Source organism: Pedobacter sp. AC190 (assembly GCF_979258025.1).
Window position 1 is genome coordinate 3,563,764 of record NZ_OZ409824.1, and the last position, 26,050, is coordinate 3,589,813.

Annotated in this window: 24 protein-coding genes, 1 tRNA gene and 2 rRNA genes; 15 read left to right on the forward strand and 12 right to left on the reverse strand. The window is 35.7% G+C overall.

All coding sequences use genetic code 11. From position 1 onward, the window contains the following. The first annotated feature begins 269 nt into the window (after positions 1–269). A 23S ribosomal RNA gene (locus ACZZZI_RS15685) occupies positions 270–3,146 on the forward strand. Between the two features lie 136 nt (positions 3,147–3,282). Continuing rightward, positions 3,283–3,394, forward strand: a 5S ribosomal RNA gene (gene rrf, locus ACZZZI_RS15690). 230 nt (positions 3,395–3,624) lie between these two features. Here the strand turns inward: rrf and ACZZZI_RS15695 are convergent. Beyond that, complete coding sequence (locus tag ACZZZI_RS15695) at positions 3,625–4,680, reverse strand: IS110 family transposase (RefSeq protein ID WP_463488481.1); 1,056 nt, start codon at positions 4,678–4,680, stop codon at positions 3,625–3,627. Between the two features lie 552 nt (positions 4,681–5,232). On the opposite strand from ACZZZI_RS15695, the gene ACZZZI_RS15700 reads away from it, so the two are divergent. Further along, the gene (locus ACZZZI_RS15700; protein WP_463489947.1) at positions 5,233–5,409 is read left to right on the forward strand and encodes a hypothetical protein; all 177 of its coding nucleotides are present in this window, start codon (positions 5,233–5,235) and stop codon (positions 5,407–5,409) included. A gap of 101 nt (positions 5,410–5,510) precedes the next feature. Here ACZZZI_RS15700 and map read toward each other — a convergent pair whose 3' ends face one another. The 3 genes from map to ACZZZI_RS15715 all read right to left on the reverse strand — a co-directional run bounded on the left by map (position 5,511) and on the right by ACZZZI_RS15715 (position 9,105). After that, entirely contained in the window at positions 5,511–6,311 is an 801-nt protein-coding gene (gene map / locus ACZZZI_RS15705) for a type I methionyl aminopeptidase (protein WP_316760954.1), read from the reverse strand. A 95-nt stretch (positions 6,312–6,406) separates the two neighbouring features. Beyond that, positions 6,407–7,219 carry a hypothetical protein gene (locus tag ACZZZI_RS15710; protein WP_463489948.1) on the reverse strand — a complete coding sequence of 271 codons (813 nt, stop codon included), beginning with the start codon at positions 7,217–7,219 and terminating at the stop codon, positions 6,407–6,409. A gap of 98 nt (positions 7,220–7,317) precedes the next feature. Beyond that, positions 7,318–9,105 (reverse strand): PAS domain-containing protein, encoded by a 1,788-nt coding sequence (locus ACZZZI_RS15715; RefSeq protein WP_463489949.1) that lies wholly within the window; start codon positions 9,103–9,105, stop codon positions 7,318–7,320. 366 nt (positions 9,106–9,471) lie between these two features. Here ACZZZI_RS15715 and ACZZZI_RS15720 point away from each other — a divergent pair, with 366 nt between their 5' ends. Next, positions 9,472–9,873, forward strand: coding sequence for a response regulator (locus ACZZZI_RS15720; RefSeq protein WP_316760947.1), 402 nt, complete (start codon positions 9,472–9,474; stop codon positions 9,871–9,873). A 71-nt stretch (positions 9,874–9,944) separates the two neighbouring features. Next, positions 9,945–10,160, forward strand: a complete 216-nt coding sequence (locus tag ACZZZI_RS15725) for a hypothetical protein (protein WP_316760945.1) — start codon at positions 9,945–9,947, stop codon at positions 10,158–10,160. 222 nt (positions 10,161–10,382) lie between these two features. Here ACZZZI_RS15725 and ACZZZI_RS15730 read toward each other — a convergent pair whose 3' ends face one another. The 4 genes from ACZZZI_RS15730 to ACZZZI_RS15745 form a co-directional block, all read right to left on the reverse strand. Continuing rightward, a complete protein-coding gene (locus tag ACZZZI_RS15730) occupies positions 10,383–11,117 on the reverse strand; it encodes a hypothetical protein (protein WP_463489950.1) in 735 nt (244 codons plus the stop codon). 76 nt (positions 11,118–11,193) lie between these two features. Further along, a complete protein-coding gene (locus ACZZZI_RS15735) occupies positions 11,194–12,048 on the reverse strand; it encodes a DUF4097 family beta strand repeat-containing protein (RefSeq protein ID WP_424057683.1) in 855 nt (284 codons plus the stop codon). Between the two features lie 26 nt (positions 12,049–12,074). Further along, positions 12,075–12,866: a HEAT repeat domain-containing protein gene (locus ACZZZI_RS15740; protein WP_463489951.1), complete on the reverse strand. Its 792-nt coding sequence runs from the start codon at positions 12,864–12,866 to the stop codon at positions 12,075–12,077. Then, positions 12,856–13,416: an RNA polymerase sigma factor gene (locus tag ACZZZI_RS15745; protein ID WP_463489952.1), complete on the reverse strand. Its 561-nt coding sequence runs from the start codon at positions 13,414–13,416 to the stop codon at positions 12,856–12,858. Before ACZZZI_RS15745 ends, ACZZZI_RS15740 begins: the two co-directional genes overlap by 11 nt. A 304-nt stretch (positions 13,417–13,720) precedes the next feature. On the opposite strand from ACZZZI_RS15745, the gene ACZZZI_RS15750 reads away from it, so the two are divergent. Then, positions 13,721–13,903, forward strand: coding sequence for a hypothetical protein (locus ACZZZI_RS15750; RefSeq protein WP_316760930.1), 183 nt, complete (start codon positions 13,721–13,723; stop codon positions 13,901–13,903). A 180-nt stretch (positions 13,904–14,083) separates the two neighbouring features. Next, positions 14,084–14,168: transfer RNA gene (locus tag ACZZZI_RS15755), tRNA-Ser, on the forward strand. Between the two features lie 194 nt (positions 14,169–14,362). Here the strand turns inward: ACZZZI_RS15755 and ACZZZI_RS15760 are convergent. After that, on the reverse strand, positions 14,363–15,076 hold the full coding sequence (locus tag ACZZZI_RS15760; protein ID WP_316760928.1) for a LytR/AlgR family response regulator transcription factor: 714 nt from the start codon (positions 15,074–15,076) through the stop codon (positions 14,363–14,365). A 441-nt stretch (positions 15,077–15,517) separates the two neighbouring features. Here ACZZZI_RS15760 and ACZZZI_RS15765 point away from each other — a divergent pair, with 441 nt between their 5' ends. Next, on the forward strand, positions 15,518–15,826 hold the full coding sequence (locus ACZZZI_RS15765; RefSeq protein ID WP_463489953.1) for a hypothetical protein: 309 nt from the start codon (positions 15,518–15,520) through the stop codon (positions 15,824–15,826). A 95-nt stretch (positions 15,827–15,921) separates the two neighbouring features. Here ACZZZI_RS15765 and ACZZZI_RS15770 read toward each other — a convergent pair whose 3' ends face one another. After that, on the reverse strand, positions 15,922–16,185 hold the full coding sequence (locus ACZZZI_RS15770) for a hypothetical protein (protein WP_316760924.1): 264 nt from the start codon (positions 16,183–16,185) through the stop codon (positions 15,922–15,924). A gap of 114 nt (positions 16,186–16,299) precedes the next feature. Between ACZZZI_RS15770 and ACZZZI_RS15775 the strand changes: the two genes are divergently transcribed. The 5 genes from ACZZZI_RS15775 to ACZZZI_RS15795 all read left to right on the forward strand — a co-directional run bounded on the left by ACZZZI_RS15775 (position 16,300) and on the right by ACZZZI_RS15795 (position 20,206). Next, positions 16,300–16,803, forward strand: a complete 504-nt coding sequence (locus tag ACZZZI_RS15775) for a MarR family winged helix-turn-helix transcriptional regulator (protein WP_316760921.1) — start codon at positions 16,300–16,302, stop codon at positions 16,801–16,803. Positions 16,804–16,901: 98 nt separating this feature from the next. Further along, positions 16,902–17,792, forward strand: a complete 891-nt coding sequence (locus ACZZZI_RS15780) for an NmrA family NAD(P)-binding protein (protein WP_463489954.1) — start codon at positions 16,902–16,904, stop codon at positions 17,790–17,792. A gap of 15 nt (positions 17,793–17,807) precedes the next feature. Beyond that, positions 17,808–18,722 (forward strand): helix-turn-helix domain-containing protein, encoded by a 915-nt coding sequence (locus ACZZZI_RS15785; protein WP_463489955.1) that lies wholly within the window; start codon positions 17,808–17,810, stop codon positions 18,720–18,722. 126 nt (positions 18,723–18,848) lie between these two features. Further along, complete coding sequence (msrA, locus tag ACZZZI_RS15790; protein ID WP_316760893.1) at positions 18,849–19,340, forward strand: peptide-methionine (S)-S-oxide reductase MsrA; 492 nt, start codon at positions 18,849–18,851, stop codon at positions 19,338–19,340. A gap of 71 nt (positions 19,341–19,411) precedes the next feature. Then, positions 19,412–20,206, forward strand: coding sequence for an SDR family NAD(P)-dependent oxidoreductase (locus tag ACZZZI_RS15795; protein ID WP_463489956.1), 795 nt, complete (start codon positions 19,412–19,414; stop codon positions 20,204–20,206). 38 nt (positions 20,207–20,244) lie between these two features. Here ACZZZI_RS15795 and ACZZZI_RS15800 read toward each other — a convergent pair whose 3' ends face one another. Both ACZZZI_RS15800 and ACZZZI_RS15805 read right to left on the reverse strand, forming a co-directional pair. Next, the gene (locus ACZZZI_RS15800) at positions 20,245–20,757 is read right to left on the reverse strand and encodes a putative periplasmic lipoprotein (RefSeq protein WP_463489957.1); all 513 of its coding nucleotides are present in this window, start codon (positions 20,755–20,757) and stop codon (positions 20,245–20,247) included. A gap of 59 nt (positions 20,758–20,816) precedes the next feature. Next, on the reverse strand, positions 20,817–21,035 hold the full coding sequence (locus ACZZZI_RS15805; protein ID WP_463489958.1) for a hypothetical protein: 219 nt from the start codon (positions 21,033–21,035) through the stop codon (positions 20,817–20,819). 195 nt (positions 21,036–21,230) lie between these two features. Here ACZZZI_RS15805 and ACZZZI_RS15810 point away from each other — a divergent pair, with 195 nt between their 5' ends. Further along, entirely contained in the window at positions 21,231–21,605 is a 375-nt protein-coding gene (locus tag ACZZZI_RS15810) for a hypothetical protein (RefSeq protein WP_316760880.1), read from the forward strand. A gap of 79 nt (positions 21,606–21,684) precedes the next feature. Then, on the forward strand, positions 21,685–26,049 hold the full coding sequence (locus ACZZZI_RS15815) for a CusA/CzcA family heavy metal efflux RND transporter (protein WP_463489959.1): 4,365 nt from the start codon (positions 21,685–21,687) through the stop codon (positions 26,047–26,049). Position 26,050 lies beyond the last annotated feature (1 nt).

Genomic DNA, 26,050 nt, shown 5'->3' on the forward strand with positions numbered 1-26,050 from the left:
TATAAAACGGTTCGAGACCGCAGTTTTTTACTAACAAGATGAAGCTAAAGGCTTGAGCGCAGACAATGAAACCTGCAATCTTATACCCTTTACTTAGGTCTTGGTAAAGTTCTTTGACATATTGGAAGAAGTTAAAAAAGAAGAGCAAACAACAATAGGCGACTGTTGTGTTTGTGCTCACTTAAAGGGATCGCAAGAGACTGATAAGTATGAGACATCATAACAAGAGCAAAAAAGCATACTATACGGCGCAAAAGGCGTATAAGTAGAAGAAAGTAATAAAGAGTACACGGGGGATGCCTTGGCTCTCAGAGGCGATGAAGGACGTGATAAGCTGCGATAAGCTTCGGGTATTTGCAAATAGGAATTAATCCGAAGATTTCCGAATGGGGCAACCCGGCATGTTGAAGACATGTCACATATAATGAGCAAACCTGCCGAACTGAAACATCTAAGTAAGCAGAGGAAGAGAAAATAATAATGATTTCCTAAGTAGTGGCGAGCGAACGGGAAAGAGCCCAAACCTACTTTGTTACGGCAAAGTGGGGGTTGTAGGACTACGATGTGGTATTAACAAACAGAAGTGGAATGGGATGGGAAGCCCAGCGATACACGGTGATAGCCCGGTACACGTATAGAATGTTAGCCTAGTAGTATCCTGAGTACCGCGAGGTCGGAGACGCCTTGTGGGAATCTGCCGGCACCATCCGGTAAGGCTAAATACTCCTGAGAGACCGATAGTGAACCAGTACCGTGAGGGAAAGGTGAAAAGAACCCCGAACAGGGGAGTGAAATAGAACCTGAAACCGTGTACTTACAAGCGGTCGGAGCGTCCAGGTGGCGTGACGGCGTGCCTTTTGCATAATGAGCCTACGAGTTACTCTTCTCTGGCAAGGTTAAGTGTTTAAGACACGGATCCGAAGCGAAAGCGAGTCTGAATAGGGCGTATAGTCAGAGGAGGTAGACGCGAAACCTTGTGATCTACCCATGGACAGGTTGAAGGTGCGGTAACACGTACTGGAGGACCGAACCGATAAACGTTGAAAAGTTTCCGGATGATCTGTGGGTAGGGGTGAAAGGCTAATCAAACTGGGAAATAGCTCGTACTCCCCGAAATGTTTTTAGGAACAGCGTGGATATTAAGTTATATAGAGGTAGAGCTACTGATTGGGTGCGGGGGAGTCAAATCCTACCAAATCCAGACAAACTCCGAATGCTATATAATATGATCTGCAGTGAGGCCCGGGGTGCTAAGGTCACGGGCCGAGAGGGAAAGAACCCAGACCATCAGCTAAGGTCCCTAAGTGTACGCTAAGTTGAACTAACGAGGTCCGATTGCACAGACAGCTAGGATGTTGGCTTGGAAGCAGCCATTCATTTAAAGAGTGCGTAACAGCTCACTAGTCGAGCGATCGGGCATGGATAATAAACGGGCATTAAGTGTATCACCGAAGCTATGGGATTGAAATATATCGGTAGGGGAGCATTCTATATGCAGCGAAGGTATCTGGTAATGGGTGCTGGAGCGTATAGAAAAGCAAATGTAGGCATAAGTAACGATAAGGCGGGCGAGAAACCCGCCCACCGAAAGGATAAGGTTTCCTGATCAACGCTAATCGGATCAGGGTTAGTCGGGTCCTAAGGAGAACCCGAAGGGGATATTCGATGGACAACTGGTTAATATTCCAGTACTTTTTATAACTGCGATGTGGGGACGGAGTAGTGACACTGCCGCGATCTGACGGAATAGATCGTTAAAGGGCGTAGGTATTAGGACTGTAGGCAAATCCGCAGACCTAGCTGAAACCTAATAGTACCGCGAGACTTCGGTTGAGTGGATAGAGCAGGTAAACAGACTTCCAAGAAAAACCGCTAAGCTTCAGGTTATAAAAACCCGTACCGCAAACCGACACAGGTATCCGGGAAGAGGATTCTAAGGTGCTCGAGTGAATCATGGCTAAGGAACTCGGCAAAATGGCCCTGTAACTTCGGGAGAAGGGGCGCTGGCAGTAATGTCAGCCGCAGTGAAAAGGCCCAGGCGACTGTTTAACAAAAACACATGGCTTTGCAAAATCGAAAGATGAAGTATAAGGCCTGACACCTGCCCGGTGCTGGAAGGTTAAGAGGGGATGTCATCCGCAAGGAGAAGCATTGAATCGAAGCCCCAGTAAACGGCGGCCGTAACTATAACGGTCCTAAGGTAGCGAAATTCCTTGTCGGGTAAGTTCCGACCTGCACGAATGGTGTAACGATCTGGGCGCTGTCTCAGCCATGAGCTCGGTGAAATTGTGGTCCCGGTGAAGACGCCGGGTACCCGCAACGGGACGGAAAGACCCCATGCACCTTCACTACAATTTAACATTGACATTGGATACAGGATGTGTAGGATAGGTGGGAGGCTTTGAAGCGGCGTCGCTAGGCGTCGTGGAGCCAACGTTGAAATACCACCCTTTCTGTATTCGGTGTCTAATCCCGCTAAGCGGGAGACATTGTTTGATGGGTAGTTTGACTGGGGTGGTCGCCTCCAAAAAGGTAACGGAGGCTTTCAAAGGTAAGCTCAATACGCTTGGTAACCGTATGAGGAGTGCAATAGCATAAGCTTGCTTGACTGTGAGACAGACAAGTCGATCAGGGTCGAAAGACGGATATAGTGATCCGGTGGTTCTGCATGGAAGGGCCATCGCTCAAAGGATAAAAGGTACGCTGGGGATAACAGGCTGATCTCCCCCAAGAGCTCATATCGACGGGGAGGTTTGGCACCTCGATGTCGGCTCGTCACATCCTGGGGCTGGAGAAGGTCCCAAGGGTTCGGCTGTTCGCCGATTAAAGTGGCACGCGAGCTGGGTTCAGAACGTCGCGAGACAGTTCGGTCCCTATCTGTTGTGGGCGTAGGAATTTTGAGTGGGGCTGACCTTAGTACGAGAGGACCGGGTTGGACTAGCCTCTAGTGAATCTGTTGTTCCGCCAGGGGCATTGCAGAGTAGCTACGCTGGGAATAGATAAGCGCTGAAAGCATCTAAGTGCGAAACTAGCCACGAGATGAGAATTCCATATAGGACCGTAGAAGACTACTACGTTGATAGGCTACAGATGTAAAGCTGGTGACAGCATAGTCGAGTAGTACTAATCATCCGAAGCTTTCAAAAGCAACATACTGTTGTTTGTTCTTCAAAACTTAACTTCTTTCAATAATATGTCATTTAAGTTGTAGGTTATAAGTTGTAGGTGGTACGTTAAAACGTAAAAGCTAATACTTAAAACGTAACACTTATTTAAAAACATTTAGGTGCCTATATCGGTGGTGTCCACCTCTTCCCATTCCGAACAGAGAAGTTAAGCCCACCAGAGCCGATGGTACTGCGGTAACACGTGGGAGAGTAGGTCGGTGCCAAATCTTAAACTGCTAAAAGCAGATTAATAAAAGAACCCTTGTAGTAACAACTGCAGGGGTTTCTTGGTTTACAGGGTTTTTTATGATGCTTAAAGCGGAAAGCTAAAAGACTAAAGCAGAAAGATTAAAGACCAAAGTAGTTAAGGGTAACTGGAAATTGATTTTACCATCTAAGATTCTGTGTTGATTTCCAAATAATATTTTATTAATTTTGTTTTCTAGGCAGTCTAGAACTAGCCTGTAATAGCGTACTGATCTTGTATCTGTACGCTATTCTCTTTTTCAAGATAATGGGTATCATATGTATTTTTATTTTTAAATAATATATACATCATTTCTAATAATTTTCTTTGTACTGCGACTAACCCTTTCATTTTTATTCCATTTCTACCCACAATTCTGGCATATATTGCCTTAAATCTTTCGTCCCATTTAACAGCACTTAATGCCGGCAGGTACATTGCCTTTCTTAAACTTCGATTTCCTTTCTTAGATATCTTTGGCTTTCCTTTTACTGATGTACCGGATTGTTTTTCTTTTACATCAAGGCCTGCGTAGCTGGTAAGCTGTTTTTTACTCCGTATCAATTCAAATCCGTTAGTTTCTGCCAGAACTATTATTGCTGTCAATTCTCCAACACCCGGTATTGAGCTCATAATCCGCACTTCTTGCTCCAAATCTTTATTTTCGCTAACAATCTCTTTGATATCTTGCTTGATTTCTTTTTCCTGTTTATTCAAAAAAAATATTCTGTCCTGTAGCCGCTCTATACTTTTCTGGTAGGGATATGCTTCAGAACTTTCTGCATGCAACTGATTTTTAACCATGGATCTTTCTGATACAATTTGATCACGCTCTCGTGATAGTTGTTGAAGATTTCTATACACCGCCTTTGGCCTTTGCCAATTATCTAACTTACGCTCTAATCCAAACTGGGCTATAGCTTCTGAACAAGTTTTATCAGTGATGGTCTTGTTCTCTAATGTGCGCATATAGTTGCTTATCTTATTGGGCAGAATAATACTTACTTCATAGTCATTTTCTGCCAGATGATAGGCAATTTTCTGGTGGTAAACGCCTGTGGCCTCCATTACGTAACGAATATTTATCGTATTATCCGTATGTTTTTTAACCCATTCCAATAGTGATCTGATCCCCGAATCACTATTCTTAAAAACCTTATGGGCATAAAGCTCGATGGTGAAATCTTCCAGTGTTCTACCTAAGGTTACCACTAATTCTTTCTGGGCTACATCTATGCCCAATACTTGTTTTAATACTTTTTTCATCTTTTATCTTATAATGTAATTGATGAATCTCTCTTCGTTTTCTCTCCTGGTTGGATATTCTGGATATCATGAAGCATGGTTCCTTACATTCTGTTCAAACTCGAAAAGATAGAAAAGGATGAGGCAAGTTCTTAGATACAATATGCTAAAAAGCTATTTAGACATCCATGTGCTCTCATCCTCCTTCAATTATATTCACAAATTTAAGCCTTTGTAAACATAGGAGACATTCTAAGGGAATCTAAGTTTTCAAGTTTCATTTAAGGGTTATTAATAAATTCCTTCAGATTACAGGGATGACCGCAGATTGTTAGATGCTTAATTTATTAATAATATCGAGTAAAGAGTGAGGTTAAAAGACCAAAATGGAATACTTGGGATTTCAATTGCTCCATTGTTTATGCTGAACTCTTAAAGATCAAAGCAGAAAGCTAAAAGACCAAAGTGGTTAAGGGTAACAGGATATTAATTTTACCAGCTAAGACATCTTAGAACATCTAAGGTTTCCAGTTTCATTTAAGGGTTATTAGGTATTTTTATAGTTTGGGTAGGATGAATGTTTCAAAAAAGTATCTGGCCTTGCGCTTTAAACCTGATGGTAGCGAAAATCCTTTTTGGATGGGCAGGCTTTTATACGATCGGGTACTGCCAATGGCCAAAAAGATTGTAGCAAACAGCAGGACTGCATTGGCCCATAAGCAACGAAATTGTTTTACTGGAAATAATTAGCTGGAAACTGAATTGAGTTTTATAGATATTTTCTGATAATTTGAAAATAGGGGAGCCAATTTAAAGGAGAGTTTATAGTGAGAAAAAACAACTAGCTATTACTAATAATAGCTAGTGTTTAGGTTAATATTTGCTTTTTCTGCTGCTTCTATTGGTGTATAATCAGATAGAATTAAAGCTTCACCTTTTTTAATACATACATCGTGCTCGAAATGAACAGATGGTTTGCCATCTTTTGTTCGCACTGTCCACCCATCTTTTTCTATAAATACGTCTTTTGTACCTAAGTTTATCATTGGTTCGATGGCAAGAACTAGGTTTTCTTTCAGCATTATTCCACTCCCTCTTCTGCCATAGTTAGGAACTTGGGGATCTTCGTGCATTGTTTTGCCTAAGCCATGACCTACAAAATCTCTTACAACGCCATAACCTTGTTTTTCATTATGCGATTGAATGGCGAAACCAATATCACCTAATCGTTTGCCAACTATAGCTTCTTTTATACCTATAAATAAAGATTCTTTTGTTGTTTTAACCAAGTTTAATATTTCTGGGCTAACTTCTCCAATGATAAATGTGTAGGCATGATCTCCGTGAAATCCATTTTTTATCGTACCAACATCAACTGAGATTATATCTCCATCTTTAAGTTCGGTTTCATTTGGAAAACCATGTACCACCACGTCGTTAACAGAGGTAATGATGTGGTGTGGAAATCCGCTGTAATTATAAAAAGAGGGTACTGCACCGTTATCTAAGATATATTCATTTGCCAGTTTATCTATTTGGATTGTTTTGATACCTGGTTTCAAAATTTTTGCTACTTCGGAAAGTGTATGGCTTACTAACATTGCACTAATTTTCATTAGTTCAACTTGTTCGTTTGTTTTATATAAAATCATTGGGCACAAAGTTAATCATATGGTTTTTAATGTTTGAACTCAAATTGAATTTTATTATAAATGATTAGTAAACTTTCAATTTTAGATTAAATTAATTATTTAAATGAATTTAATTCTTTGTTGTTCTTATTAAATAACTGTTGAAGTTCGGTGAAAGATGCCTGAAGATAACGGACTGACAGCAATCTAGATATACGGGTTTTAATTTTATCTGCTAAGAATAGCTCTGTTAAAATTAAAGCTATAAAGAAAAAATAATGTCCGCTTATTAGCTGGTGGTTTAAATTATTTGTTTGTTGCAATCCAATAGCTTTTCCAAATAAATCGGCCAATAGGGGAATAATTAAAATTGGAACCAGTGATATGATGCTAACTCTAAATTTTATCTGCTTTTCGGCTATATCAATAGGAGAATCATCTTCAATTGATCCGTTATAATTGTTGTCGACTGGTGTATTTAATTGACTGAGTTTTTCTTGCTCTTTGCCATATTCAATATCTATGTTTCTTACATGTGCGATAAGTTCTGTTTCGGCAATATTAAGTTTTTCCTGATCTTCGACTATAGATTCTTGCTCTGCAATGAGTTTTTCCATAATATTTAAATCTTCTGGAATACCATTTTTTAATTTCTGTTCTGCAGCAACTATTCGGTTATCTAACTGTTTGAACTGTTTTTTAAGTTCTTGAATTTCTGCATCCCAATGCTCCTTCTTTAACAGGTAATCGTTTTCTAAACGCTTTTTAGCTGAATTGTATTTAAGCTTAACCAGCTCATCTTCATTGGTTTTAAATCCGTTCTTTAGATTTTTTAATGTAGAAAAAAGCTCAGCAGCTGACTTATTTGATTGAGAAAGGTCGTCTTTAAATGATTGTAAATCTGCTTCAGAGATTGGAATAAACGGCATAGTATAGATAAAAATTACCTTATAAAATTATGAAAATTATGCAGTTAATAAAGGTTTAGGATTAAGAAAATATTTAACACCCTAAGTTAAAGCGCTTATTAGCCTAATTCTTCAAGCTCATCAGTTCTGAGTACGATTTTCTTGATTACGGAATCTAATTCCTGAGCAGAGTTTTCGATTTCATTCGTTATCTCCAGATCTGACATTTTTTGTTGTGGAATTTTATTTTTTAAAATATAGGTAAGTCCTAAAAGTCTGGTAAGAGGTGCCCGTAAAACGTGAGATTGCATCCAGGAGATTTCTTTGAGGCGTTCGTTTTGCTGCTCTATAGCACTATAATACTTAATTTGTTGTGTAACGTCCCTTTGGATTATCACCCAGTGTGTAAATACTCCGTTTTCATCCGAAAGAGGCGTGGTGGCGAGGTTCATCCAGAATTCTGTGCCGTCTTTTTTGTAGGTAATCATGGTAACCTCATTCGCTACAAAATTATTAAGGCTTTTACGCAGATCTCTTACTGTTTTTTTTGAAGTGTTTTTTCCTGAAAGAAATTCTGGTGATTGACCTAACGATTCTTCGATGGAATAACCTGTCATTTTAGTAAAACTATGATTTACATAGGTTATTTTTAATCCAGAATGGTTCTTGTTTGCATCCGTAATCATTACCGCATCCTTGGTGTGCTTTACCATCGACTCCAATAAACGCAGCTGTTGTTCTTCTTTCTTTTTCTGGGTAATATCGTGCATGGCACCAACCATTCTAATTGCTTTGCCATTAATATCTCTGATCACGAAACCCCGATCTATTACATAAGCATAGCTGCCATCTTCTTTTAAGTAACGATATTCATCTAACCAATTCGTTCCACCACTTTCAATTAAGCTATAAATGCCAGTCTCAACTCTTTCAATATCTTCTGGATGCAAACGAGATATCCAGGAAGAAATTTCAACAAAACCTGGCTGTTCTTTATAGCCAAATAATGTCATAAACCCTTCTCCCCAGTACAAGCTGTTGTCAACAACGTCCCAATCCCAAATTGCATCAGATGTTGCCATGGTAACATACCGATAGCGTTCGTTGCTTATTAATAAAGCTTTTTCAGCTTCAATTCGTTCCGTTATATCTCTAGAATTGGCAACAATGCCGTTTATGGATGGATCGCTTCTTAAGTCGGTGATTATGGTTTCTATCCACCTCCATTCATTTGATGCCGAAGCGAATCTAAAAGGTTCAAGAGCAAGCCTATTGTTTTTCTCTATTTTAATAAATTGATCAAATACAAAATCCTTATCATCTGGATGAATGAAATCAAAAGCATTTTTGCCAATAAGGTATGTTGGTAGAATTCCAAGTATTGCTTCTGAAGTAGGGCTCACATATTTGTAGCTGCCTTTTTCATCTAATATCGCAATCATATCTGAACCATCCTGAACCAGATTTCTAAATCTTTTTTCACTATCATCAACCTGTTGCAATGATATTACATCATTAATTGCAATACTATGAATCCATAAGATTGTATGGTCGGTTGGGGCACAAACAGGAACGTTTTCTACTATCAATTCGGCATTAGAACGTACTTTTATCTTTTCGTATGGAAGAGAATTCGTACTAAGAATAAACTTATCGGCAGTTTGGTTTTTAAGTGATTTCTTTAAAGAGGATTTTACTAATTTGTGCTCAAAAAAATATCTGTTTTCTACAGGTAAGTTAACTGGATTCAAAATATCTGCTCCAATTAATGATTCAGTTTGCAAACCAATCAGCATCTCATAGGCCTTGTTAACCTCGATTACGATTAATTTTTTTCCTTCCTGCTTCAGTAATATCGCAGGTGCGGTAATCAGGTTAAAAATAGAATAGCCAGGATGTAAGGGCATTGTGGGATGATTAGTTTTACAAGATATTGAAATATTTAATAGTAATATTTAAGCATCCTTTATTCAAATATGGATATTTTTCGTCGAAAGTGATACTTGTGAGACATACAAATAAAAAATAATTCATATGGCTAAAACTGTTTAGGCAGTAAGGTGTTGATTATTAAAAGATTATATGTTTGTTGTTTTTTAATCTTTTGCAGATCAATACCCTGTGTTAAATGAGCAAAATCTTCATTATTTGTATTATGAAATAGCATTTAGACGGTAACAAGCATATTTTAATATATTTGCTGTAAGAAAAATTAACTAAGTTATTTTGAGTAGGGAGTATAGTTTTAATATACTATTAAGTGTGAAAGTTAGATGAAAATACAGTTATTAAATATTGATGATGATGAACTTATTTTGTTCATTCATGAAACATTAATTCAGCAAACTGAATTTTCTGATAATTATGTTTATTTCACTGGCGCAAAAGATGGTTTGGCTTACCTTGATAAATGCAATGATCCAGACACACGATATTTGATTTTGTTGGATATTAATATGCCAGGCATGAATGGATGGGAGCTCCTAGATATTTTGGAATTAAGGCCTTATGCCTCGCAGATTAGGGTAATTTTAGTTTCTTCTTCTGAGAATGAATCTGATCGGCTTAAAGCTAAGAAATACAAATTAGTCTATTCCTTTTTAAGTAAGCCACTTAAAACAGAACATTTCGACATCATCAAAGAAATTGCAAATACCAATTATAACCTCGATTGATGATTTTTCCATAATAAGTTATTGTTAAGATAGAATTTGTTTTCGAAGTTATAATTAGCAAACTTTGCGTTATGCACATTATGCCGGGCACCGATACCCGAATTATAAACTTAGAGGGAACTATAATCATAATTACTGCTGTAAAAGACGATGTTTCGCTTTATAGAGTTATGATCGATGGCATTTTTTATGGGTATTTGCGAAGAATTGATGGTGTTTTGCATCAAGTTGAAGGAAGTAATATTTCTAATTATTTCTTTAACGAGATTTGCCGTGTTATACAATAAAGAAGTGGAAGTTTAGTTTTTATCTGATTATCGGTTTTACCATTTATCGATCGTTTCATAGCTCTGCCAAATCTTAATAATTCATTAAGTGGATATTTCGAAATTCATTTTGCTAATGATGTTCGGTGTATAGTTCCAAATATTGCTTGTAAACAATGATGAGCATTATCGCTAGATAACACTCACCTTTATTTTTATGTTAAGAAACCAAAAGATTTAATTTTATTTAATCTGACTACGTAAGTATATATTCCCAAAATTTGAACTAAAATCATACTCTGGGCCTTTACCTGGCGAAGCAGTTATCGAAGTAAAAAAGTTCTTTTCTGTTTGCTCGGTAGGCTTTAAACTAAGATCGGTGTATATTTTGCCGTAATGATTTGTTAGTTTAATTTTTCCAATTTTAGCTTCGGTTAAACTGGCATCAACTCCACCATATTTAGCATCAATTTTTATTGGACCGTTGAAATCTTTTAATTCTACTATACCATAAACTGATGCGATATCTGTATTTACATTATTTGGAACTTTAATATCGATGGTTATTTGCACATCCTGTGTTTGGTAAATAGATACACCAGACTGTCTGTTTTTATCTTTCTGATAGTTATCCAAATCTTCTTTAGAGTTGAATTTCGTTTTAATACCATTTTCAACAATATAATAAGCATTTGGTATTTGCTTTATATCCAGCTTGTTGCTTATTAAAATTTTTCCATCAACGGTATTTTCTTCTAAACTGAAAGCATCATTATTTTTCCCATCATTAATGTTTACCGTTGCTTCTACGGCAATCTCATTCTTTTCCCAGGTGCTAATTCGTATAATTTTAGGGTAATCGAAGCGAAACTGTATCGTTTGGCCATTTTTTACAGGATATGATTTAGTTACTTTCGTTTGAGAAAGGGCAATGCATGGCACTAAGGCCGTAAACAGCCAGAAAATTATTGCTTTCATAAATTAAGATTAGGTGAGGTTTAGTCCACATAAATGTGGATGGGAGGGGTTTTAAAGAGCGTTTACAAGGAAGATATTACTTATCTCTTAAATAAACATTTTTATAGTTCGATTTTATAATAAAATCAGCACCACCACCGTTTATTTTCCCTTTAAGATTTTCCTTATCTCCTCTGATATTAATCTGACTTAAATTACTTGTAAAGTTGCTACTCCCCATTGAACTTACTAAGTTTAAGCCAGAGGCAGCATCATCCGTTTTTTCAACTGGTTTTTTATCTATGGCGATTTTAAAACCTTCTGCCAAATATAAATTACCATAACTTGTACCCAGCTCGATATTTGCTTTAGTTGTTGCAGGCATAGAAACATCAACATAACCATAAACGGAGATAATCGATACAGGTCCTTTTATTTCTCCATTGAAAATTGCATCAACAGAACCGTATAAGGTTTTAACATTCATTGGACCGCTGTTATTTTCTAATTTAATTTTATTATAACTAGCCGATACTTCAATTTCATTTTTCAAGTTTTTTAAGATCAGTTCGTCTTGATTAACATTGGTGTTTTTAAAAGAAATTTTAATGTTTTGTGGTACTTTAATTATCAGAATCCCTTTGGTGTTTCTACCTACCGGATTAACATTGATTTCTTCTCCTTTTTCAGATACATCTATTCCCAAACCTGTGTTATCCGTAAATCCAGAGCCACTTACTGTTCTTAAACCTTTTGCTCGCTCGTCTACTTCTACAGGTTCGGCCTTTGGCGAAGAGAAAATAATTTCGTTGCCATTGTAGCCTTCTATTACAGCGCCGCTAATGTTTAAATTAAGCTTACCCGAACTTTTGGATAGTTTATATTCTTTTTGAGCAGAAACTGAGAGGGTAATGGAAAAAAGGGAGAGTAATACGATTAATTGCTTTTTCATGTGTTTGTATTTAAGTTTATTTGTTTTTATAATTTGTCTTCTCGAAGTAAGATATTGTAAGCTTCATCTTTAACTGCGCTAAAAGTATTTGGATCGTTAGCTAATGCATAAAGCTTATCATTGATGTTTATGTTCTCTATTTTACCAAGTATGTTTACCAATTCTAGTTGAACCATTGGGTCGGTTTGTACATTCAGGGAACGGATTAATAGACCTGATGCATAGGCATCATAACTGTATTTTGCCATTAAACCAAGGGCAGCAAGCCTTACATTACTATTTTCATCTTTATTTAAAGTTTCTGATAACTTATCTAAAACCGCATTACTCATTGTGCCTGTTCTTTCAATTTCAAGAATTGCCGAAAGTCTGTTGCTCGATGATGTACTATCATTAAGATTTAGGTATAAGTTATTTTTATCTGTTAATTTATATTTTATTTTAGCCCCTGTTGTGCCTTTAAATGAAGTATAAGATGTTTTAGTGCCATTATTAAGTACTTTTATCTCTGAATCTTTAATTTGCGGTTCTTGCCTTATTTCTTCATTTAAATCTTTTTGTACTTTCCGAACTATTTCACCCGTGGGGAATGGTTTTTCATTTCTGATTAAAAAGAAGAACAAAGAGCCAAATACTACAACTATAGAAGCTGCGACAAGCCACTTATTGGTTGTTAAAAAAAGGACTTTATTTTTTCTTTTTTCTGGAGCTTGGTTTCGTTTTGCTTTGAAACCTTCAAGGTTAAAAACTGGTGCTTCCAGCTGATCGAATTCTTCCCTGTTATGCTCTACAAATTCTTTTAACTGATCATTCATCATAACACTTATCTTTTAATGATTCTAGTACTCTTTTTTTTGCTCTGTGATATTGAGTTCTTACCGTACTGGAAGATAAACCGAGCATTGTTGCTATATCATCGTGTGTCATTTTCTCAAATACATATAAATTTAATATGGTTTTATAACCTTCCGATAGCCTTTCAATGCTTCTCTTCACATCCTCAACTTTACAATCAAATATTTCATTTTCTTCTGCATCATATTCTTCTTCTGCGGCTATAGGGAAGTCGTCTAGTTCAGAAAAGCTAATTTTCTTTTTCCGAAGATGAGAAATTGAGCGATTAATTGCCATCCGCCTTACCCAAGCCTCGAAATTTACAATGCTAACTAACTTCTCAGGCTCGCTGAATACAGTAAAAAAGGTTTCCTGAAGAATATCTTCGGCCTCTGCAGTATGGCTTATCAAGCGACTAATAGAATTGTAAATGCGTTTAGCATATTTATTATACAATCCAGTATAGCCGAAGTCTTTTCCTTCGCGGCACATAATAATCAGTTCCTGATCAGTTATTTTTTCTGCTAGCTGCAATTCTTTTTGAGTTTGTTAATTTCGTTATCTAATTAGGTTTCTTATCTCTTAGTCGCAGGTTTGTTATTTGTGTTGCATGTTGCGATAGATTTTTTTAAAATAAATATAAAATAGGCTAAATGATTAATGCTTAATAGGGGATGAACTTACTGCAATTATGCAAGGGTTTTTTATAAAGCAATTGTGGATAAGCTATTTATGTTAATAAATAAAGTGATAATCCTACACCTTTTAGTTGTGGATGTGTTTTATTTTAATTTTTTTTGCCTTTCTTGGTATGCTGAACCTCTAAAAAGCAAAACGTATGGTTTTCAAATTAGCACCATCTAAATTTAAAGAACTATCGCAGTTGTTTGATTTAAATATCAGAACTGTTACTGTGCTTACAGAAATAGAAACTGTTCCGGAAGAATGTGGAGCAATTTTTATCAAAAAAACAGAACTTGAAGTCATGTTCGATGATTTTGAAAAATCTTTGAATGGATAGCAAAGTTAAATTAATAATATTGCATTAATCTACATTTCCAGGCAATTTCTGATCGTTAATTTCAGTTTCTACGGTTCTAAATAAAAATATTTTCGTTGATTACCATTGTGTTACCTCCGTTGGTTGCATTTTGTTTCATTTGGGTCTTGCAGATTTGATTGAGATGCTTACTTTTGCAGCGGAAAGCTGGCAGAGTGGTCGAATGCGGCAGTCTTGAAAACTGTTGACTGTAATAGGTCCGGGGGTTCGAATCCCTCGCTTTCCGCTTCAAAAAAATACATCTGGTACAAATTAAATATCTAATTTGTGCCAGATGATTTATAAGTTCATTGTTCAATGAACCATTAATTACAAAAACTTCGAGTTAAATAACAGATCATTTTTGCTTTAAAACAATCTGCTTATTATTGCATTTTGCAACAATAAAATAGGTTACTCAACAACAAGAATGGTAAATTATCAGATAATTTTTGTGCGAGTAATTTCTTCTAAACGAAGAGAAAATGATTTTTTAAAGGTAGCGCCAACTTTAACCTGAATGTTCTTAGTGAGATGAACCATATTACTTTCAATTTTTTGAATGTAGGCCTCAGAGATTATAAACGACTTATTAATTCGGATAAAACCGCTGTATTGTTCTAAAAGTTTTTCAAATTCGTAGATCTTTCCGTAAGTGATAACGGTTTTATCAATTGTATGTATTTTGATATAGTTTGATGCGCCTTCAAATGCAACGATCTGATCAATATCAGTTTTCATGAATTCGTTTTTCTTACCTACCTTAATCCATAAAAAAGGCCTTTCCTTAATAATATTAGCTATTAAATTATTAACAACTAATTCAAATTTTTTAAAATTGAAAGGTTTTGGTAAAAACTGTTTTGCGGATAAGTCATAGCCTTCAACAGCATATTTTAAATGAGAAGATACCAGAATCAGGCTTTTAATTTTATTGCCCACTTGTTTAGCTACTTCAATACCACTAATTTCTGGCATTTCTATATCTGTAAAAAGAAAATCCAATGGATCGACAGATCGATTAATTTCTTCAACAGCAAGCATCGGGTTAGTAAACCCCTTTAATAAACTTAGCTCTGGAATTAGCGAAATGTATTCAGTAAGCTGTTCTATGGTTCCGGGATCGTCATCAATGATAATACAGGTGAAAGTCATTAATAGTATAAAAGCTTTAAAACAAAAATTAATCTAGAAATTCTAAATATTTTAGAAAAAATATAAGGCTGCAAAGATAGCCACATTTTGTGCAACTCATTAGTTACAAATAGACAATATGCATAATATTTGGCTCTGTTTGCATAAAATAGATTAAATGTGACGGTTAAAGTGCATTAAAATTATGGTGTTTTTTGGAAAAATTAAAAATATGATTTATTATTCTTTGTAGTTGTAATCAGTCGTAATTGGCTCCTTTTTGATGTTAAAAATTTATTGCGGGTGATCTTATTGGCATAAAATTTAATGCACTTTGCATAAAAGGTAAAAATTCGGGTTCTTTTTTTCGGTAATTCGCAGTCTAAAATATTTTTAGCCTAAATCAAAATAACACTCTCCAGGTTCTTGTTTTAAGAAGGCTTAAAAAATAATAATGGTAATATGCACGCAATTATTGAACGGCAAAAAGTAGGCGCTTTTGTAAAGAAAATTGAACTTGAATGGGTAGATCTTATTGATCATACAGCTTGGGAAACATCTGAGGAAGTATACATACATCTTGTTAAAGAGATATCTGCAATAAGTTTTGTTAACGAATTAATGCTGAAGGTAGGCATGTTTATTGATTTTAAATCGACGTTAATTATGCATTGCGTAGAGCAAGATGGAAGTTGTAAAAAATCTTTAGCCTTTAACTTAGAAGACAATCTGGTTTCCGTTTATCAGCTGCAACAAGATACCACCTTTTAAATATACAATTGTTTTTTTGCTTGTTTCTATAGTTGTTTCTTCCAAATGATTAATTTCCTGATTACTTAAGATTTGGATGTCATACGCAGATTCAGTTAAAGAATAACAAAGCCATTAATTTCTGATGTTTCTTCCTGAAATATTTCCATTACGTTAGCAGTAATACCTAGATTACCTAGTTGTTCTACCAGTACCATTGAAACGTTAATCTCGCTTACTACTCTCAATACTTTATCGCAATCATCCAAATCATGAGACCATTCTGAGATAGATGGCAAATGCTCGATTACTTTTTGTATGCCTTTTAAATCTTCAGTCGAATTGATGATCGTGGATATTATGATTGTATAGCTTTGCATTAATAAAGAGTTAATTATTTGAGGAGGAATATTATAATCTTAATAGTACAAAGGTAAACATTGTTTACTAAGTTAGTAAACAATGTTGATAATTAATTTTGTTATGTTTGTGCTATGGCTGTAGAAAAAGACATCGACAAAGAATTGCTTGATTTTGAACGAAATGGTTCAGAGAACTGGCAACGAATTATCTTTAATCTTCGTAAACAACTTGATATTTGGGCACATGATAATATAAAACCCATTTGGAAAGATATGAAGCTATCTTATATGCCTGTAATGTTTAATATAAGTGTAGAAGGTAGTACCGCATCAGAAATTGCAAAAAAATCGATGTTACCAAAACAAACTATAAGCCGATCGATTAAAGAATTAGAAGACAAAGGATTCATTATTAGCGCTACCAGTGGGAAAGATAAGAGAATAGAAGTATTATCTCTCACTAAATCGGGAAAAGAGTTTATCTTAAATGCAAAAAATGAAACCCAAAAAATGAACCTTATTTATAAGCAATTGGTGGGAGAGAAGGATTTAAACACGGCAGTTCGAGTCATAAATTCTATAATAGATTATCATGAAAGCACCAGGTTAAGTGCTGATCATAACTTTACAGATTAAAATAATAACCCATTTTTAGGCTACAATAAAAATAGATTTGGCTAATTTATAACATTAACTGTTTAGGACCTTTGGATTGTAAATAAATCAAATAAAAGATGAAAATTATAATTACAGGTTCTTTGGGGAATATCAGCAAGCCCTTAACAAAAGAGTTAATAGAAAAAGGTCATTTGGTTACGGTAATTAGTAGTAACCAGAACAGACAAGCTGATATTGAATTATTAGGTGCAACTGCCGCAATAGGATCACTTGAGGATGTTGAATTTTTAACAAATGCTTTTGCCGAAGCAGATGCTGTTTATTGTATGGTTCCACCGACTTACTATTACGATCATTCGATTGATCCTTTAACTTTTTACCAGGTTGTTGGAAATAATTATGCCACAGCAATTAAGGCTTCAGGTGTAAAACGTGTAGTTCAGTTAAGTAGTTTTGGTGGCGATTTGGATAAAGGAACTGGTATTATTTTAGGTTCGCATTTGGTTGAAGAAATACTGAAAAAGCTACCTGATGTGTCACTAACTCGGATTCGGCCTACTTCATTTTATTATAATCTTTTAGGTTTTATTAAAATGATTAAAAGTGTTGGTTTTATTGCATCCAATTACGGAGGAGATGATAAAGTATTGATGGTTTCTCCTAAAGACATTGCCATTGCAGCAGCAGATGAACTGGTAAAAACGACGAGTGAAGAAGTGCGTTACGTAGCAAGCGATGAAGTAACTTGTAATGAAGCTGCTAGTATTTTGGGACAGGCTATTGGGAAACCCGACTTAAAATGGATATTGATTAGCGATGAAGAAATGCAAAAAGGCTTAGAATCAAATGGTTTCCCTATAAAATTGGCTGAACAAATTGTTGAATTATATGGAAGCCTGCATAGTGGTTTATTAGCTAAAGATTTCTACGCAAGTAATTCAAAAATAACAGGCAAAGTAAAACTTAAAGATTTTGCAATCGATTTTGCGGCTGCTTATAATCAATAATGTTTATATTGGATTATGGCAAATCTGCAACCGCATAGAAATAAAACAATAAGCGACTATCATAAATTAATGGGGCTTCCTAAACCAGAGCACCCATTAATTAGTGTAATCAATCTTAATTCCATTAAACATTTGCCAGGCAATCGATCTGTAACAATGGTCGATGAATTTTATTCAATTGCATTGAAAAGAAATTTTAATGGAAAAATGAAATATGGCCAACAGCAATATGATTTCGATGAAGGGATTTTGTTTTTTATATCTCCTGGTCAGGTTTTTTCGATAGAAATAAAGGAAGAAATAAAACATACTGGATGGCTTTTATTGATTCATCCTGATTTTTTTTGGAATACAAGCTTAGCTAGACTGGTAAAGAAATACGAATTTTTTAGCTATTCTGTAAGCGAAGCCTTGCATCTTTCTGATAAAGAAGAAACTATGTTGCTGGGCATTATGCAAAACATCGAACAAGAGTATCATTCCAATATTGATAAGTTCAGTCAGAGTGTTATTATTGCCCAGTTAGAATTGCTGTTAACTTATGCAGATCGGTTTTATCATCGGCAGTTTTTAACTAGGAAAATTGCAAACCATAACACTTTAGATAGTCTGGACGATCTATTAAATGCATATTTTGAAAGCGATGACTTACTGGTGAAAGGATTGCCTACAGTGCAATATGTGGCTGATCAATTAAATATATCTCCTAATTATTTAAGTGGATTATTGAAAGTACTTACAGGCCAAAGTACGCAGCAACACATACATAATAAATTGATTGATAAAGCAAAAGAAAGACTTTCGAATAATAATTTATCCATCAGTGAAATTGCTTATCAACTCGGCTTTGAACATTCGCAATCGTTTAATAAGCTTTTCAAAAAGAAAACAAATCTATCGCCAACAGCTTACCGAAATTCATTCAATTAACAATATTAATTTACTAAAGTTAAAAACAAATCCAAGTATTGGGATGTCTTTAAAATGGCATTTTTTTTCCAATTCTTGTGGTTTACGCACTAGTAATGTAACTTTAATTATAAAACGAATTAATATATGAATACTGAAAAAGCTGTATTAGCTGGAGGTTGTTTTTGGGGTGTAGAAGAGCTTATTCGTCATCTTCCAGGTGTTACTTCAACAATTGTTGGTTATACTGGCGGAGATGTTAAGAATGCAACATATCGCAACCATGGCACCCATGCAGAAGGCATTGAAATAACATTTGATCCAACAATTTTATCTTATCGTAAACTCCTTGAATATTTCTTTCAGATTCATGATCCAACAACCAGAAACAGGCAAGGTAATGATGTAGGTACATCTTATCGCTCTGCAATTTTCTTTGAGAATGAAGCTCAACAGGAAACGGCTAACGCATTAATTGCAGAAATGGATGCATCGGGTGTTTGGCCAGGAAAAATTGTAACAGAGGTTGTTCCAGCTACAGATTTCTGGAATGCAGAAGAAGACCATCAGGATTATTTGCAAAAAAATCCGTATGGATATACCTGTCATTTCGAAAGACCAGACTGGAAAATGAACTAATTTTCGAAGGCTTCTTTTTATAAGAGGCCTTTATATTTTGAAATCGATTTAACACAATAATTAGCCTGATAATGGATTTACAACTTAAAAATAAAACAGCATTTATAAGCGGCTCTACCGCAGGAATTGGTTATTCAATCGCCGAAACCTTATTAAAGGAAGGTGTTAACGTAATCATTAACGGAAGAACAAATGAAAGTGTTGATGAGGCTGTTAAAGCGCTTCGCGATTTGAATCCGCAGGGCTCGGTTTCGGGTTTTGCTGCCGATTTTTCAAAATCTGAAGATGTAGCCCGATTAATTGCTGATTTGCCTTATGTTGATATTCTGGTTAACAACGCGGGCATCTTCGAGCCTAAAGCATTTGCCGAAATTTCTGACGAAGATTGGTTCAGGTTTTTTGAAGTTAATGTAATGAGCGGGATTAGATTATCTCGACACTTATTTCCAAAAATGCTCGATAAAAACTGGGGAAGAATTATTTTCATTTCCAGCGAATCAGCTGTCTTTATACCTGATGAAATGATTCATTATGGGATGACCAAAACGGCACAACTGGCCGTTAGCAGAGGGCTCTCGGAGCTTTGTAAAGGCACTAATGTTACGGTGAATTCTGTACTGCCTGGGCCAACAAAATCGAAAGGTGTTGGTGCCTTTATAGAAGATTTGGCAAAATCTGGAAATTTAACAACCGCTGAGGTTGAAACTGATTTCTTTAAAAATATGAGGCCAACATCATTAATTCAAAGATTTTTGGATGTACAGGAAATAGCCAATGCGGTGGCTTATTATTCGAGCCCACTTGCTTCTGGAACAAATGGAGCATCCATTCGTGTAGATGGAGGATTAATAAGGTCTATCTTATAATAAGAGATGTTCGGGAATATACCCGAACATCTTTTGTTTTACTTTAAGAGTGCTATCGTAATACTGTCTTTAACTACAATACCGCTCATATTTTCAGCATTGTACTTGATGGTATATTTGCCAGGTTTAGATAAATCATATCCTTTCAAAATATTTATTTCTGAAACCAGACTATCTCCTGATTTTAAAGCAATATAGCTATCTGCCGGAGGTGGCATAATTCTTTTGGCCATTGCCCCTTTGTAAGATGCTTCAACACCTTCATCAGAGGTAATGTCTAAATACTTGCTAATCAATGGTTCAAAAGGTGTATGCCATTTGCAAAATTTACGGGTACTATCTGTTTTGTTGTAAACTGTAAAACGGATTTTAACTGAATCTCCAACTTTGGCATTTTCAGGCGCCATCATTTTTCCAGTAATTGTAGTTGGTTTTTGAATTTGTGCAACTTCAGTAGAATCGTTATCAGAACCATTTGCTGATAAGTGTGAAGACGATCCACATGCTGATAGGGTTAAGCATATAGAAGCTATAATTAAGGTGTTTTTCATTTTGTAAATTTAGCCTTTTAAACTTGGTTTTCAGGTTAAGGATACATTATGAATATGTTTTAGCTATTTTCTAAATTATCAATGATCCAGTTTTTACCTTCTTCGTAACTTTCAGGCGTAGAAAAGTTTTGGATTACGGAATGCAGTTGTTCTTCTGATAAATCTGCTTTCAGGTTCTTTAACTCACTAACAATGCGATAAGAATCCATATCTCCGAAACCACGGAGTTGTTTTACTTTATTTAAAAAGCATTTAAGATTCGCTTCTTGAGTATTCATTAATTTGTGTTGGTTTATTAAAAGATTTTTACATCTTTTGGGAATACATACGGAGCAGTGTATCTTATGGATTTTTGAAAAATTCATTTTTTCAGAACAAAAATTATCAACCATTTATAAATAGAATAAAATAGCGTAACAGATATGATAGCCCAGCTGGTTTGAAATGAATGGTGTCTTTTCTATATTTGCGACGTGAGCAAAGTATTACTCTTTCTTCTGTTCCCTGTTTTTATTTTCAACGCATCCTTACGCGAGGTGTTGAAAACACCCCAATTAATTTCTCATTATATCGTTCATCATGAACTCAATGCCGAGGTAGGCTTTTGGAGTTTTCTTGAAATGCATTACTTAGGGCAAGATATTAATGATAACGACGAGGAGGAGGATATGAAGTTACCATTCAAGAAAATAGATGGTCATCACATTATTTCTTTAGCAATACCAGCAGATAAATTCGTTATGATTAAAGCAACGAGTTTAAAAATGAACGATAGTAAGGTTTTCTGTTACCAGTTTGCACATTCAAATCCTTCATTTGGTAGTCTTTTCCGACCACCAATTTCTTAATCTTCTTCTATTTTTCTCAATTAATTTCAGGCAATTTATTGGCTGAAGAAGCAAGATTATACTCGTTAATATTTATATTATGTTGAATAAAATTATTGGCTTTTCCATTCGGAATAAGCTGATTATAGCTTTGTTTGTGTTTTCCCTTATTGGTTGGGGCGCATATGAAGTTACCAAATTACCAATAGATGCCCTTCCGGATATTACGGATAACCAGGTTCAAGTTATAACGGTTTCACCTTCTTTAGGTGCGCCAGATATCGAACGTTTAATAACCTTTCCGATAGAACAGGCTTGTAGTAGCATATCTGGACTAAAGCAAATCAGAAGTTTTTCCCGCTTCGGGCTTTCACTTGTAACCATTGTTTTTAATGAAGAAACGGATGTTTACTGGGCAAGGCAGCAAATAAGCGAAAAGCTGCAACAAGTTCAGCAGCAAATTCCACAGGGCATCGGTTCGCCCGAAATGGCGCCAGTTTCTACAGGTTTAGGAGAAATTTATCAATACGTTGTTAGACCAAAGAAAGGTTATGAAGGTAAGTATGATGAACGTGAACTCAGAACTATTCAAGATTGGATTGTTCGTCGCCAGCTTTTAGGTACACCTGGTGTTGCAGAAGTTTCGAGTTTTGGTGGAAAACTTAAACAATATGAAGTAGCTGTTAAGCAAGAGCAACTTAAGGCTTACGGACTCACCATTTCAGAAATTTTCGATGCACTCGAAAAAAATAATGAGAATACTGGCGGCGCTTACATCGAAAAAGGGCCAACGGTATTGTACATCAGAAGTGAAGGACTAACAACAAGTTTAGAGGATATTGAAAAAATTGTAGTTAAAACATTAGACAATGGTATGCCAGTTTTAATGGGGCAGGTTGCCAAAGTTCAATATGGTTCTGCAATTCGATATGGTGCAATGACTTATAACGATCAGGGTGAAGTTGCAGGAGCTGTAGTTATGATGCTTAAAGGCGAAAATTCTTCAGTTGTTGTAAAAAGAGTGAAAGATAAGATTGCCGAAATTCAAAAAATGGTACCAGAAGGTGTTGTTATAGAACCTTTTTTAGATAGAACCAAAATGGTGGATAACGCTATTTCTACTGTTGAAACCAATTTATTGGAAGGTGCATTGATCGTAATTTTTGTGCTCGTATTTTTTCTGGGCAACTTACGGGCAGGTTTAATTGTATCTTCTGTAATTCCATTATCTATGCTTTTTGCCATCATTTTGATGAATAAATTTGGTGTTGGTGGAAATCTAATGTCGCTTGGGGCGATAGATTTTGGGTTAATTGTAGATGGCTCTGTTATTGTGGTCGAAGCGATTTTACATCGTTTCTCGCATAGTAAACATTTTAGGGGATTAAGTCGAATTGATCAAAACCAAATGGATACGGAGGTTGGAAAATCAACTGGCTCCATGATAAAATCTGCTGTATTTAGTCAAATTATCATTCTAATTGTTTACTTGCCAATTTTATCATTAGAAGGTATTGAAGGAAAAATGTTTAAGCCAATGGCTTTCACGATTGCATTTGCAATTTTGGGTGCTTTTATTTTGTCGATCACTTACGTACCGATGATGTCGGCTTTGTGCTTAAATAAAACCATCAGTCATAAAAAGAACCTTACAGATAAGCTGATGATTTGGTTCGAAAGAAAATATCAACCTGCATTAAGTAAAGTCCTAGGTTTTCCAAAAACTATTTTAGCGATTACCATATTTCTATTTGCCATTTCTGTTTTTATTTTAGGAAAAATGGGGGGCGAATTTATTCCTCAGTTAGAGGAGGGAGACTTTGCTGTAGAAACTCGATTGTTAACTGGAAGTAACCTGAACAACACCATAGAAACCACACAAAAAGCCTCTAAAATTCTATTGGCTAAGTTTCCTGAGGTACAAAAAATTGTAACCAAAATTGGTAGTGCCGAAGTGCCTACCGACCCAATGCCATTTGAAGCAGGCGATATGATGGTTATTTTAAAACCGAAGAAAGAGTGGGTTTCTGCAAAATCATTCCCTGAATTAAGTGCTAAAATGACTAAAGAATTAGAAGTAATTCCAGGTATTACCGTTGGGTTTCAATTCCCTGTACAAATGCGTTTTAACGAGTTAATGACGGGAGCGAGGCAGGACGTAGTTTGCAAAATTTTCGGCGAAGATTTAGATTCTCTTGCTGGTTATGCAAAGAAGTTAGGTGCTATTATTGGTACAGTTCCAGGGGCTATAAATGTATACGAGGAACAGGTTACTGGGATGCCGCAGGTAGTAATTAAATATAACCGCGATGGCATGGCCAAGTATGGTCTTAACGTAAACGACATCAACAGAGTTGTAAATACGGCTTTTGCAGGTCAAATTGCAGGGCAGGTTTACGAAGGCGAAAAGCGCTTTGATATGGTTGTAAGGCTAAACGACGATTCTAGAAAGAATATTACAGATGTAGAGAAACTTATGATTTTAACAAAATCTGGTAATCAAATTCCCTTGAGTATGGTGGCATCTATCGATGAGGTAGAAGGTGTAAATCAAATTCAAAGAGAAGATACCAAGCGAAGAATTATTGTTGGTTTTAATGTTAAGGATAGAGATGTTCAATCTATTGTAGAAGAACTTCAACAAAAAGCTGGTCAGCAGCTCAATCTATCTAAAGGTTATACCATTTCTTATGGAGGTTCTTTTGAAAACATGGTGGCGGCTAAATCACGTTTGGCTGTTGTTGTACCAATAGCGCTTTTGCTAATCTTCCTGTTGCTTTATTTCGCTTTCAGTTCAGTTAAACAAGGTTTGCTAATTTACACGGCAATTCCTTTATCGGCAATCGGGGGGATTTTAGCGTTGTGGATCAGAGATTTGCCCTTCAGTATTTCTGCAGGGGTAGGTTTTATTGCATTATTTGGCGTTGCGGTATTAAATGGAATTTTACTGGTGTCAGAGTTTAATCGTTTGAAAAACGAAGGTTGGACAGATGTAAAACGGATCGTAATCCATGCTACCAAATCTAAATTACGTGCGGTGCTAATGACAGCCCTTGTTCCTTCACTTGGGTTTATCCCAATGGCAATAAGTACTGGTGCTGGTGGTGCCGTACAAAAGCCATTAGCTACCGTGGTTATTGGTGGTTTACTAGTATCTACACTTTTAACTCTTTTTGTTTTACCTATGTTATATATTTTATTCGAAAAAGGATTTAGTTATTTCCGTCAGAAAAAAGGAATTACAATTGCGGTTTTTTTAATTCTATTTGGGATAAATAATGCAAATGCACAAGAAAAGATTAGTCTTCAATCTGCACTCGATACTGCGATAAAGAACAATATTTCTATTCAAATTGCAAAAACAGAGTCGAGGTATTATCAGGAGTTGAAGAAAAGTGCTTTTGATTTACCTAAAACTGAAATTAATTACCAACACGGTAAATTCAATAGTTTAGCAAATGATAATAATGTAGCGGTTAGTCAGGCACTTGATTTTCCTACAGTATATTCAAGACAATCAGCCTTGCATAAAACGAATGCTCGTATTAGCAAAATACAGGTTAAAGGTTTGCAGTTGGATATCCGCTCGGAAGTTAAAACCAACTACTATCACTTATTAATTCTAAATGAAAAGCAAAAATTACTAAGCTGGGCAGATCGCGTTTATTCAGCTTTTTTAGATAAATCTACACAGCGTTTTAAATCGGGAGACATTGATGTATTGGAGTATAGAACTGCAGAAAATCAAAAGCAACATATTGCAAATCAACTCGAAGCATTAAAAACAGATTATATTCTAAACTTAAACAGATTTAACGTTTTGCTGAATAGTAAAAAGAATTTATCGCCCTTAAATGATAGTATTGTTTATGTTTCAACGGCTAGTCAAAAAGTAGAGATTAGTGATAATCCCTTTTTAAGTGTAAAAGAACAGCAAATTGAGCTTTCGAAACAGCAACAAGCTTTAGAAAGAAGCAAGCTGTTGCCATCTTTAAACCTAGGGTATAATAATTCGAGTATAAAAGGTTATCAAACCAATAGCATGGGCGTAGAACAATATTTTGATCGGAGTAATCGATTTTCTTCTGTGAGTATTGGCGTCGGAATTCCGCTATTTTTTGGTGCTCAAAAATCGAGGATTAAAGCTTCGGGTATAGTTGCAGAACAGCGTAAGCAAGAACTTGAATTAACCAGAAAGCAGCTTCATACAGAATTACAGAATGTTATAGAAAGCCATAACCAGCTTCAAAAAGTAATACAATCTTATCGAACAAAAATGTTGCCTAACGCAAGCGACATCGTTAATGCATCAACATTAAAACTTAATGCTGGCGAAATTGGCTACCTGGATTGGGTTATTTTGATTAATCAATCTATTCAGCTAAGAAACGAATATTACGATAAGGTTCAGCAGTTTAACGAAGCGGCTTTTGAAATTGAACGAATTACTGCAATTGATAAATAAT